Annotated in this window: 9 protein-coding genes and 1 pseudogene; 6 read left to right on the top strand and 4 right to left on the bottom strand. The window is 60.5% G+C overall.

Annotated elements, in window-relative coordinates:
* Positions 1-94: 94 nt before the first annotated feature.
* From panC to pgl, 5 genes are all read left to right on the top strand, one after another.
* Positions 95-970 carry a pantoate--beta-alanine ligase gene (panC, locus tag D2E23_RS11350; protein WP_126031002.1) on the top strand — a complete coding sequence of 292 codons (876 nt, stop codon included), beginning with the start codon at positions 95-97 and terminating at the stop codon, positions 968-970.
* Between the two features lie 271 nt (positions 971-1,241).
* On the top strand, positions 1,242-1,625 hold the full coding sequence (panD, locus tag D2E23_RS11345; RefSeq protein ID WP_126031001.1) for an aspartate 1-decarboxylase: 384 nt from the start codon (positions 1,242-1,244) through the stop codon (positions 1,623-1,625).
* A 335-nt stretch (positions 1,626-1,960) separates the two neighbouring features.
* Positions 1,961-2,908 (top strand): type IV toxin-antitoxin system AbiEi family antitoxin domain-containing protein, encoded by a 948-nt coding sequence (locus tag D2E23_RS11340; RefSeq protein ID WP_126031000.1) that lies wholly within the window; start codon positions 1,961-1,963, stop codon positions 2,906-2,908.
* Complete coding sequence (locus D2E23_RS11335; RefSeq protein WP_164520802.1) at positions 2,898-3,821, top strand: nucleotidyl transferase AbiEii/AbiGii toxin family protein; 924 nt, start codon at positions 2,898-2,900, stop codon at positions 3,819-3,821. Before D2E23_RS11340 ends, D2E23_RS11335 begins: the two co-directional genes overlap by 11 nt.
* An 88-nt stretch (positions 3,822-3,909) precedes the next feature.
* Positions 3,910-4,716 carry a 6-phosphogluconolactonase gene (pgl, locus tag D2E23_RS11330; protein WP_126030998.1) on the top strand — a complete coding sequence of 269 codons (807 nt, stop codon included), beginning with the start codon at positions 3,910-3,912 and terminating at the stop codon, positions 4,714-4,716.
* Positions 4,717-5,581: 865 nt separating this feature from the next.
* Here pgl and gndA read toward each other — a convergent pair.
* Positions 5,582-7,036 (bottom strand): NADP-dependent phosphogluconate dehydrogenase, encoded by a 1,455-nt coding sequence (gene gndA / locus D2E23_RS11325; protein ID WP_126031004.1) that lies wholly within the window; start codon positions 7,034-7,036, stop codon positions 5,582-5,584.
* A gap of 341 nt (positions 7,037-7,377) precedes the next feature.
* Positions 7,378-9,540: a beta-galactosidase gene (locus D2E23_RS11320; RefSeq protein WP_126030997.1), complete on the bottom strand. Its 2,163-nt coding sequence runs from the start codon at positions 9,538-9,540 to the stop codon at positions 7,378-7,380.
* 294 nt (positions 9,541-9,834) lie between these two features.
* Between D2E23_RS11320 and D2E23_RS11315 the strand changes: the two genes are divergently transcribed.
* Positions 9,835-10,857 carry a LacI family DNA-binding transcriptional regulator gene (locus tag D2E23_RS11315; RefSeq protein WP_241227297.1) on the top strand — a complete coding sequence of 341 codons (1,023 nt, stop codon included), beginning with the start codon at positions 9,835-9,837 and terminating at the stop codon, positions 10,855-10,857.
* Between the two features lie 235 nt (positions 10,858-11,092).
* On the opposite strand, the gene D2E23_RS11310 is transcribed toward D2E23_RS11315, so the two are convergent.
* Positions 11,093-12,004 (bottom strand): pseudouridine synthase, encoded by a 912-nt coding sequence (locus D2E23_RS11310; protein WP_126030996.1) that lies wholly within the window; start codon positions 12,002-12,004, stop codon positions 11,093-11,095.
* Positions 12,005-12,406: 402 nt separating this feature from the next.
* Positions 12,407-12,622: pseudogene (locus D2E23_RS11305) on the bottom strand (glutamine--fructose-6-phosphate transaminase (isomerizing)); the annotation flags it as partial.

Here is a 12,622-nt window from a genome sequence, read left to right as displayed (position 1 = left end):
CACCTTCCCCTCAAGGGGAAGGAAAGAAAGAGAGAGGCTCTTTCACACGTCATTCATCCAATCAATCAAACAGACAATCACAAAGGACAACATCATGACCACTGAAAACGAAAACGGATTCGCCGTCGTACACACCATCGCCGAGGTGCGCGAGCAGGTCAAGGCATGGAAGGCCCAGGGCCTGACCGTCGGCCTGGTGCCCACCATGGGCTTCCTGCACGAGGGCCACAAGAGCCTGATCGAGCGCGCCGTGGCCGACAACGACCGCGTGGTCGTCTCCGACTTCGTCAACCCCGTGCAGTTCGGACCGAACGAGGATCTGGAAGCCTACCCGCGCGATCTGGACCGCGATTCCAAGCTCGTGTCCGGCGCCGGCGCGAACCTGCTGTTCAACCCCTCCCCCGAGGAGATGTACTACCCGAACCGCACCACCGCCATCACCATGGCCACGATCACCGAGGAGCTGTGCGGCAAGAGCCGTCCGGTGCACTTCGGCGGCGTGTGCACGGTGGTCGCCAAGCTGTTCAACATCGTGACGCCGAACCGCGCCTACTTCGGTCAGAAGGATGCACAGCAGCTGCTGGTCATCAAGCGCATGGTGCGCGATCTCAACTTCGACATCGAGATCATCGGCTGCCCGATCATCCGCGAGGCCGACGGTCTGGCCAAGAGCTCTCGCAACACGTATCTGAACCCGGAGGAGCGCGCCGCCGCGCCGATTCTGCACAAGGCGCTGGAGGCCGGTCGTGCGCTGGCCGAGTCGGGTGAGAAGAGCGCCGACGCGATCAAGGCGAAGGTGCGCGAGGTGCTGGCCACCGAGCCGCTCGCCGACCCGGAGTATGTTGAGGTGGTGGATCTGGAGAACGTGCACCCGGTCGCCACGCTCGACCAGCCCGTGCTCGTGGCCATCGCCGTGCGCATCGGCAAGACCCGCCTGATCGACAACTTCTTCTACCCCGAACTCCACTGAGTTCCCATCCTCTCCCTTGCCTTCCCCTTGAGGGGAAGGTGTCGCGCGCAGCGTGACGGATGAGGTGGTTCGGCGTAAGCCGACGGAATAGCGCATCGGCCGTGGGCCGATCCTGTTTGGTCGCGGCCTGACGGCCGGTCACCTCATCCGTCCGGCGTTCGCCGGACACCTTCCCCTCAAGGGGAAGGCAAAGGGCCCAATCCCTCCGGCTCCCCTCGCTGAGGGAAGTACCCCCTAAAAATCCCACAACTTCAACCTAAGGAACACACTCATGCAGCTCAACATGCTGAAAGGCAAGATCCATCGCGTCACCGTCACCGAGGCCCGTCTCGACTACGTCGGTTCGATCACCATCGACTCCGATCTGCTTGACGCCGCCGGCATTCTCGAATACGAGAAGGTGGCCGTGGTGAACGTGAACAACGGTCAGCGTCTGGAAACCTACACCATCGCCGGTGAACCCGGCAGCGGTGTGATCTGCCTGAACGGCGCCGCCGCCCACTTCTTCGATCCCGGTGACACGGCCATCATCATGTGCTACTGCCAGATGGACGCCGAAGAGGTCAAGACCCACAAGCCCAAGGTGGTGTTCGTGGATGAGAAGAACCACGCCACCCGCGTGACCAACTACGAAAAGCACGGCCAGATCGCCTGACCCCACCCCAGCTCCCCATTCCCCGGGAAACCGTTATCCTCATCCCGGGGAATGACAGCCCACTCCTAGGCTTCCTCTTCAAAGGAAGCCGTCGGCAAAACCAGCCAAGGAAATCCTCACAAATCGTCGTCCCCCTCCCCGGAAAACGACAAACCGGTTCTCGGATCCCCTCTCCGAAGGGAGCTGTCGGCAAAGCCGACTGAGAGGAGCGGAAGTGCGAATTTCTTACGCCCCGGACCTTTCATCCCGAAAGTCCTCTTCGACCGATCAGTGAATTTTTCTTACTCATCAATCACAGAACTTGGATTGTATACAATTAGGTATACAATCCAAGCATGAATAGGCAGTCCATTCTTCAGCGACTTACACCACTGATGGAGACCCAGTGGGGACTGGTGACTACTGCACAGGCGCAGCACCTGGGAATTGCCCGATCAAGCATGCATAGGCTAGAGACCGAAGGAAAACTGGAAAGACTACTCAAAGGCGTATATCGCAACACCTCAGTTCCCTCCGAGCGATTCGAGTCGCTACATGCCGCATGGCTCTCCCTATATCCCGAGCAAACCGCGGAAGAGCGTCTGCATAACTCACCACCGGATGCCGTAGTAAGCTCGCATACCGCCGCATGGCTACTAGACATTGGGGATTTCGTCCCGGAACCATATTGCTTCAGTACCCCCACACGAAAGCAAACACAGCGAACGGGAATCAGCATAAGATCGAAAAAATATGATCCCGAATCGCTGACCATACGTGAAGGACTACCGGTAACGACCTTTGAACAAACCGTCGCAGATCTCGTCGCCGATAATACCGATCTCTCTCTGGTGTCGAGCCTGTTTTCGAGCTGCACCATTGAGGCATATGACAATATCAATCGTTCTTATCTGGAAAAGCTGCTAGCTCCATATGCGAAGCGCAACGGATTCGCCTCCGGAGACGGCAGGGGACTGTTATCCGCTCTTACCGCTCCCGTGGACGATCCCATTCAGCAAAGCATTCAAATAGTTCAAGAACAGATGTCAAGAACCCTTTCCGCGCAATTCCAAGAACTGCAAAAGGCTCTATCATCCGACATCCTTTCTCTGAATCTTGACTCCGTGCATCCGATGATCGAAGACATCGGCAAAGCGCAGAACAAAACCATTTCCCGGGGAATCCAGGAAATACTGGAAGCAATCCGCCCTACTATGTCTCGGTCTTTTCTGTTTCCCCCGCTGATTGGCCGACATGATTCTGATAGTCCAACGCAACAAAGGAATCACGACGATGACAAATGAAAACTACGCGAACGGACTGGCTGTCGAACAGGCGATCAAGGCGGCAGCAAAGCGCGAGCATCAGCAGCATCCGGAACGTAATGTCACTGATATCATCCGGCAAATGCATTATGACCGTTTCCTATGTCTCGTGTTCAGCGAAGGCCAACACAGTGAATGGGTGCTCAAAGGCGGCAGCGCCATGCTCGCACGCATTCCTTCAACCCGGCGTACGCTCGACGCCGATCTATTCAGAAACGGCTACGATCTGGAGCAGTCTTTGGATGATCTGAAACGGCTTGCCGCAGTGGATCTGCATGATTTCTTCACCTTCACATTTGATTCGGTCAAACCAATCGCCCAAGGAGACAACCAGCCGTATCTGAATGGATATCGAGTAACCTTCCGCATGAGTCTCGGAACGAAGGTCCTCGATAATCTCCATGTTGATCTCGTCACACATCAGGGCGTCTTGCAGAATATCGAGATTATGACTCCCCGCAATCGACCGGCATTATCCAAAGAACTGAAGTCCTATCAATACCGCCTGTATCCCATCGTCAATCAGATCGCAGACAAGGCGTGCGCTATAGTCGAGCGGATCAACGGCCGGGAATCAACGAGAATCAAAGACCTCGTGGATCTGGCCATCATCGCCAGCACTCAGGATTGCAACGCAGATTTGCTCATGGATGCACTGCGCCGCGAATGCGGAAGACGCCGAATTCCGTTCCCCATCACCTTTCAAATTCCCACGACTTGGAGGAATCCTCAATTCAGGAAGACGGCCAGCGGCACAATTGTCCAGTCATACGACCTTGAAAGCGCGGAAAGACTTGTCACCAGATTTCTGAACGTCCCGGTTCCCGCGGACTCCATGCGCTGGAACCATAATGAGTTGGAATGGACCATGCAATGCCATCTCGTCTCGTAACCGCTCCGTACTAAAATCGTAGCGATTGGAAAACCGCGCGGAACCAAGCGAATCCGCCGCGGAAACGTAGGACAGAGGAATAGGAATCATGGTCGAACGTCGTGTTATTCAATACCCGAACGCCGATGTGCTGCACGAGGCCGTAGCCGCACGTCTGCTCATCAAGATCTCCGATCGTCTCGCCCGTCATCAGCGCGTGGATGTGGCGCTCACCGGCGGCACCGACGGCAATGCCGTGCTGCGCGCCGTGGCGGCGAGCCCGCTGAGCGAGGCCGTGGACTGGAGTCGCGTGCATCTGTGGTGGGGCGACGAGCGTTTCGTTCCCGCCGACGATCCTGACCGCAACGCCGTGCAGGCTCGCGAGGCGTGGTTCGGCAAGCTGGTGGACAACGGCGTGATGCCCGAATCGCACGTGCACGAGATGCCGGCCGACACCCGCTCCCCCGAAGAGATCGCCGCCGCGTCCGACAAGGACAACTACGATGTCGCAGCCAAGGCCGCTCACGCCTATGAGAAGGAGATCGTCAACGAGCTGGGCAAGAAGCAGGCGTTTGACATCGCACTGTTCGGCGTGGGCCCGGACGGTCATTTCGCATCGCTGTTCCCGAACCATCCGGCGCTGAAGAGCCATGACAAGAAGACCCGCGTGATCGGTCTGAGCGACTCCCCCAAGCTGCCGCCGGTGCGCATCAGTCTCACGTCGCCGTTCATCCGCAAGTGCCGTCGCGTATGGATGATCGCGTCGGGCGAGCGCAAGGCCGATGCCGTGGCGAAGGCGCTGGGCAGCATCAACAATCCGCAGGTGCCGAGCTCGTTCGCGGGCGGTGCCAAGGAATCCCTGTGGCTTGTGGACGATGCCGCCGCTTCGATTCTGCGCAACGGCTCTGCGGAGTAGTCGGGGTCTGACCGTTCGGGACGGTACCGGTCTTTGCGAACTGGAATCTGGGTCGAACCGGACAGTGATCTGGGTCCAACCGGACGATAATTCTGGGTCAAACCGGTACATTTACTCGGTTCTGGGTATTTCCGTATCATGAGAGTCACAAAAACGGGTCCTCGTGATACGGAAATGCCCAGAACCGATGTTTAATGATGCGGAAATACCCAGATCAATACCCAGACCATTCAGATCGGTCAGACTGGTCGATCAAGGTTCATCAGACCGGTCGAAACCATCGGCCATAAATACGAACGGCCTCCCAGAATCGGGAGGCCGTGTTTCGTTGGCGTGACAGGGATTCAAGGAAGAACCCCTCCGCACCGAATTTTTTTGAGGGGGGGGGGACGATCCACGGGACCGTCACCTATTTGTCAGTTAATCGATGGACCAATCAATCGACAGGTCTGTGGATTGGCGGATTCACAGACCCGTCACCAATAGATCAGTTGGTCAACCGAACCGTCATTGACCGGACAACAGACCAGCAGATCAACAGTTCAGCAGATCAACAGTTCAGCAGATCAGCCGGCCAACAGATCAACAAATCGTGTTATAGGAACTAAACGTGGTGTTTATGCCCTGAGTTTGGACTTGCAGCAGTAAGCGCGTCGAGGCGCCATTAATTCTCACCAGGGAAATAGCACCTTGATGCATCTACTGGCGCGAGCCTAAACCCCAGTTATAAGCACCACAAAAGCTCCTACGGCCCAATAGCAGATCAGCCAGCCAATAAATAAATCGGCCCGGTCAGCCGAACTGTCCTCGACTGACCGGGCCGATCCATAGATCAATAGATCAGCAGTATCAATAGATCAGCAGATCAGGCCTGCTTGATCTCCTCCTGACCCGGCTCGGTCCACAGGGTGTGGAACACGCCGGGCTCATCCACACGCTGGTAGGTGTGGGCGCCGAACAGATCGCGCTGACCCTGGATCAGGGCGGCGGGCAGACGCTTGGAGCGCAGACCGTCGTAGTAGGCCAGGGAGCTGGAGAACACCGGCATCGGGATGCCGAAGCTGATGGCGCGGGAGATCACACGGCGCCAGGAGCGCTGCACGGTCTCCACCGCATCCTTGAAGTACGGGGCGAACAGCAGCGACACGTTGGCCTCGCCGGACTCGAACGCCTCGGAGATGCGGTTGAGGAACTGGGCGCGGATGATGCAGCCGCCACGCCAGATGCGGGCCACGGCAGCCAGATCGATGTCCCAGCCGTACTCCTTGGCGGCCTCGGAGATCTCGTTGAAGCCCTGCGCGTAGGCCACGATCTTGGACGCGTACAGCGCCTCGCGGATGTCGTTGATGAACGCCTGACGCTCCTCGAGCGGCATCGGCACCACTTCGGACGGACCCTCAAGACCCTGCTTGGCGGCCTCGGCGCGCAGCTCGGTCTGCGAGGACAGGCCACGGGCGAACACGGCCTCGGCGATGCCCGTCACCGGCACGCCCAGCGAGAGGGCGGTCTGCACGGTCCAGGTGCCGGTGCCCTTCATGCCGGCGTGGTCGAGCACCACGTCGATGAACGGCTTGCCGGTCTTCTTGTCCACGTGGTGGAGCACCTCGGCGGTGATCTCGATCAGGTAGGAGTTGAGCTCGGTCTTGTTCCACTCCTCGAACAGGTCGCCGATCTCGGCGGGCTCCATGCCTAGGCCGCGACGCATGAGGTCGTAGCTTTCGGCGATCAGCTGCATGTCGGAGTACTCGATGCCGTTGTGCACCATCTTGACGAAGTGGCCGGCGCCGTCGGAGCCGATGTGGGTCACGCACGGCTCGCCTTCGGCCTTGGCGGAGATGCTCTCGAGGATCGGCTTGAGGGTCTTCCAGGATTCCGCGGTGCCGCCGGGCATCATGGACGGTCCCTTGAGCGCGCCTTCCTCGCCGCCGGACACGCCGCAGCCGACGAAGTGCAGGCCGCGAGCGCGGATGGCCTTCTCACGGCGCATGGTGTCCTTGTAGTAGGCGTTGCCGCAGTCCACGATGATGTCGCCGGGCTCCATGAGGTCGGCCAGCTGGTTGATCATGTCGTCGGTGGGCTCGCCGGCCTTGACCATGATGATGGCTGCGCGCGGCTTGGTGAGGGATGCGACGAACTCCTCAAGCGTCTTGGCGGGAACGAACTTGCCCTCGTCGCCATGTTCGTTGATCAGGGTTTCGGTACGCGAGTAATGACGGTTGTATACGGCTACCGTGTTGCCCTTGTGCGCCAGGTTACGAGCCAGGCTCGCTCCCATCGCTGCAAGACCGACAACACCGATATTGGCTTGTGCTTCGCTCATCATTGCCTTTCGATAGAACATCGGGCGGCGTGATTCCCACGATTTTCGCGATTTCCGCGATCGCGATTCCACGATTCCATGGCTGGTCCATGGTCCGCCCATGAGCACGGTTTTCCCCGCGATTAGAAGTATACCATTCCCGCGAATAGTACTACCTTTTGATTCCACAAGTTTCGCACGACATAACGATCACATACGCGCATACCGCCCATGCCCCGCGCACGCGCACGCACACGCACACGCGCACATATGACAATGCCCGTCAACGCCGTCCGCATATCGCAGATCTCGTTGACGGGCACGATGTGACTTACGCCGGTCCAGAGAGTCAGTCCAGAGAGTCAGTCCGTGGGCAGCGAGCGCACCACCACGAATCCGTTGGGCTCGATCTCGGCCGAATCGCCATCGCCGACGACCGTCGCCTTCGAGGCGATCACCAGTTCACCGTCCAGCGGCACGCCGGCCTTGGCCCGGGTGCGGTTGAACAGGAACGTGAATCGCCTGTCGTCGGCGCCTTCGCGAACGACGCGGAGCACCTTGGCATCACCGTCATTCACAACGGAGCCATTGCCCGAACCGAAATCATTACCATCCGAACCGAAACCATTACCATCCGCACCAGCCACGCCAAGCGCGTCCAGCACCGCCGGCAGCGACTTCGCCAATCCGTCACGACCGAGTCGGCATCCGACGTACGCGGTCCGCCCCTTGCCGAATTCATTGGCCACGATCGCGGGCGCACCGTCCAGACCGGTCCACGGATCGTCCTCATAGGAGGCCAGCACGCGGGCGTCGTCCCCTACCGAGGTGATCACGTCGACCCAGTCGTGCGCCACGGTGCCGTTCGACAGCCGCACCTCGTTCGGCGTTCCGGGGAAATCGTCGCCCAGCGGGGCGAACTCCTCCACGCGCACGCCCACGACGTCGCGGATCGATCCGGGGAATCCGCCGAGCCAGATGTGGTCACGCTCGTCGGAAATGCCGGTCGCATACGTCACGATCGCCCTGCCGCCGCCGTTCACGAACGCGCGCAGACGCTCGGAATCGGCCTCGCTGAGCAGGTACACGCTCGGCAGCACCACCACGTCGTACCGATCCCAATCGCCGCGGACGGGCACCACGTCGGAGGTCACGCCAACGTCGAGCAGCGCGCGGAACCAGTCGAGCGGTTCCGTCCAGTGCCGCACCTGCTGGGTCGGCGTCGCGGTGTGTTCGGTGGCCCACTGCGACTCGTAGTCGAACACCACGGCCACCTTGGCCTGCGCCACGCGGGAACCGAGCAGTCCGGCGTCTGCCAGTTTGTCGAGATCACGGCCCAGCGCGCACACGTCGCGGTACACTTGCGAATCCTCGCCGGCCAACGGCACCATCGACGAATGGAACTTCTCCGCGCCGGCACGCGACTGACGCCACTGGAAGAATCCCACGGCGTCGGCGCCCATGGCCACATGCACCATGGCGTCGCGCACGGTCTGGCCCGGCTCCTTGCGATAGTTGATCGGACGCCAGTTCACCGCGGACGTGGAGTTCTCCATGAGCCACCACGGGTTCTTGCGCGCGATGCCGTCGGTGAGCGACGCCGCGTACGCCATCTCGTCGAGATGCGCCTCGCCGGGCGTGAAATAGTGGTCGTTGGACACGAAGTCCACCGCGTCGCCCCAGTCGTCGTAGTCCATCACGCTGTTCGACGCGCTGACCATGAAGTTCGTGGTCAACGGCATGTCGGGCGTGATCTCGGCGAGCGCGTCACGCTCGGCCTCGTAAAACGCCTTGAGCGCGTCGGACGAGAAGCGCTTGAAGTCGAGCAGCTTGCCGGGGTTCATGAAGTTGCCGTCACCGATGAACCGCGGCGGGATGATCTGACTGAAGTCGGTCATGCGCTGCGACCAGAAGTCGGTGCCCCACGCGTCGTTCACGGCGTCGATCGTGCCGTAGCGCTCGCGGCACCACTCCTGGAAGGCGCGCATGGCGTCGTCGGAGTAGTCGAACCGGTTGTGGCATCCGTATTCGTTGCCCACATGCCAGGCCACCACGTACGGATTGTCCTTGTAGTGTTCGGCCATGGCGCGGCACAGCTTGAGCGCGTAGTCGCGGAAGATCGGCGAGGTGGGACGCCAGTGCTGTCGGGCGCCGGGCCAGCAGGTGTCGCCGCGGTAGTCCTTCCACAGCACTTCGGGGTGGGCGGAGGTGAGCCACGGCGGCGGGGATGCGGTGGCGGACGCCAGATCGACGGCGATGCCCGCCTTGCCGAGCTTGTCGATGATGCGGTCGAGCCAGTCGAAGTTCCATACGCCTTCCTCAGGCTCGATGTTGGCCCAGGAGAAGATGCCGAGGGACACGAAGTTGACATGGGCCTGTTTCATCAGACGGATGTCGTCGTCCCAGACGTCTTCCGGCCACTGGTCGGGGTTGTAGTCGCCGCCGTACCAGATTCGCGGCTTGTTTCCGGCGAGCGGCTGCGGCCACCGGAATGCTCTGCGCGCCGATGATGTTGTGCGCGTCATTACGCCTCCACTCTTCAATGGATGTTTGCGTAACCATTATTGCATTTTCAACGATTTTCGACAAGTCAAACGTTTGATTCCGCGGAGATTTCCCGTTACGGCCGTCACATCCGCGGCAGCCGCCATACCCAATACGCCCGTCACGCTCGTGACGGTCACACACCCATTACAGCCGACAGACGACATCGTCAACGTATCGACGACGATGACCGACGCCACGCTCCCTCCTGGCGATCGGTATACGATGAACGATGTGAACGCAATCATTGCGATCGACCATCGGAGGAGTTCACCATGAGCGGCACGAGGAGATCCACCACACGAATCGTCTCCATGACGGATGTGGCACGACTGGCCGGCGTCTCGGCGCAGACCGTGTCACGCGTGTCGAACAGCAGCGACGCCGTGAAACCGGATACGCGTGACAAGGTGCTCGCCGCCATGAAGGAGCTCGGATACCGTCCGAACTTCGCCGCACGGGCGCTCAAACGCGGTCGGTTCAACGCCGTGGGCGTGATCATGTTCGATCTGGGATCGACCGGCAATCTGCGTGCGCTCGAGGGGATCACCAATGCGGCGTCCGAGCACGGATACGCCGTCACGATCGGTATGATGAACTGGGCCGACAAGCCCACGCTCGCCGAGACCGTGCGCAAGATGAAGGATATGCCCGTCGATGCGATCATCGTGATTCTGGAACACAAGCCGCTGGACTTCGACACGTTCACGCCGCCGCCCACGATCAGCGTCACCCTGATCACCACCGCGGATTCCACCACCTGCTCCACCATCGATTCCGACCAGTACGGCTGCTCACGGACGATCGTGGACTACTTCCTCGAACACGGGCACCGCAACGTGCATTATGTGTCCGGCCCGGAGGACTCCGTCGCCAACGGCGAGCGTGAACGCGGCTGGCGTGAAACGCTTGAGGCGCACGGTCTCACTCCCCCGCGCGTGATTCGCGGCGACTGGCAGGCGGAAAGCGGGTACGACGCCGGGCTGCAGCTGGCGGCCACTCCCGGATGCACCGCCGTGTATGCGGCCAACGACAACATGGCCAACGGCGTGATGCTGGGCGTGAGGACGGCCGGCAAGCGCGTGCCGGAGGACGTCAGCGTGATCGGGGTGGACGATTCGCTCGGCGGCGTAGTGCCGAGGCTGAATCTCACCACGGTGCGACTGCATTTCTCCAAGGTGGGGCGCATGGCGTTCGAGCAGACGCTGGAGGTGATCGAGGGGCGTCGCAGCGAGATCACGCATCAGCTGGTCCCCGGCACCCTGATCGAACGCGACTCCGTCGCCACGCTGCGGTAGCTCGCCCCTATCCCTTTGTGCTCCCTCCCGGGGAGGGAGCTGCCCGGCGCAGCCGGACTGAGGGAGGGACCCAGAACCAAAAAGGAATCCAAACCCTCCCTCTGTCGCGACGTCCGTCACGACTTCTCCCTCCCAAGGAGGGAGAACACCGACACCCGCTCCCCTTCGTGCTCCCTCCCAGGGAGGGAGCTGGCCGGCGCAGCCGGACTGAGGGAGGGATTTAGAGCAACACCCCTCACACGTCCAACGGCGCCTGCGAGACGAATCGACGATTCTCCCCCGTATACGGGTCGGTGAACTCAAGTGTGCGGGCCACCAATTGCAACGGATTCGAGAAATCGTCGTAGGCGCGATCGATGATCGTCGGATACATCGGGTCGCCCTTGATCGGCAGCCCCAGCGAATTCATGTGCACGCGCAGCTGATGCGTCTTGCCGGTACGCGGCCGCAGCGTATACGCGCGCATCGGGCACGCCGTCACCAAAGACCGGTCACCCATGGGCCAGTCGTTTGCACGATCGACCGCAAACCGGTCATGCTCCAAACGACCACCCGTATGGCAGGCTCCGGATCGATCATCCACAGACCGACTATTCGCAGACCGGCCATTCCCGGACCGATTGTCTTCAAATCGATCACCCAGGCAACCGCCATCCACGCCCAACTCGATCACAGTCTCCGCGTTGACCAGTCCCGGCTCCTCGTACGCCTGCAGAATCCCCCGATCCTTGACGATGCGGGAACGACGACGTAGCGGGAATACGCGCGGCGCATCCAACCGTTCGATCGTGCCGAACCGCGGTCGCGTGATCGGCCTCGCCGGCGCCACACATTCATATGTTTTGGTGGTGCGATGCTCCTGGAACAGCATTTGGTATCGGCCTCGCGCCAATGGATCGCGTACGAACACGACCACGCCGGCGGTGTCGCGATCCAAACGATGCGCGGGCGTGATCTGCGGTTCGTCGTAGCGTTCGCGCAGACGGATCAGCGCCGTGGACCGATACCACATGCCGCGCGGCGTGGTGGGTAGGAAGTGCGGCTTGTCGATCACGATGATCCGCTCGTCCTCATACAGCACGGTGAACTCGAACGGGATGTCCGGCTCGTCGATCACCCATCGATGCGGTTTTGCGGTCGTGCGCATATGATTCTCCTTCTCATGCTCCACGGTCTGCCCCACGGTCTTTTCCACAAAACAGCGCGAAAAACCCGATATCCGCTTTTCGCAGCGTCAAAGACCCGTGAATCCAAGGCGGATTCGGGTGTTTGACGCTGTGAATTCTGGATATCGGGTATTTCGCGCTGTGAATTTGGCAATTCGGGCGCACGTCACCTCATCCGACCGACTTCGTCGGCCACCTTCCCCTCAAGGGGAAGGATGAAAAGGGACGAGACCAACTGCGTCGGCCGCCTTCTCCTCAGAAGAAAGAAGAGAGAGCGATCTGCCACAACCCATATTCGCCCACCCCTTCAAGGGGAAGGATGAAGAGGGACGGGACCAACTGCGTCGGCCGTCCCCAAGGGGAAGGGGAAGGATGAAGAGGGGTTACTCCACGGTGACGGACTTGGCGAGGTTGCGCGGCTTGTCCACGTCGTAGTTCTTCAGCTTGGCCATGTCCATGGCGAACAGCTGCAGCGGCACCACGTCGACGAGCGGACTCATGAGCGTGGGGCACTTGGGACGCCAGAACACCACGTCCGCATAGTTCTCCACATCCTGGTCGCCCTCCTCGGCCACGGCGATGATGTACGCGCCGCGGGC

The sequence above is a fragment of the Bifidobacterium callimiconis genome (assembly GCF_003952005.1).
Lineage (GTDB): Bacteria > Actinomycetota > Actinomycetes > Actinomycetales > Bifidobacteriaceae > Galliscardovia > Galliscardovia callimiconis.
Note: the sequence above shows the minus strand (reverse complement) of the source record. Positions and strands in the feature narration are given on the sequence as shown.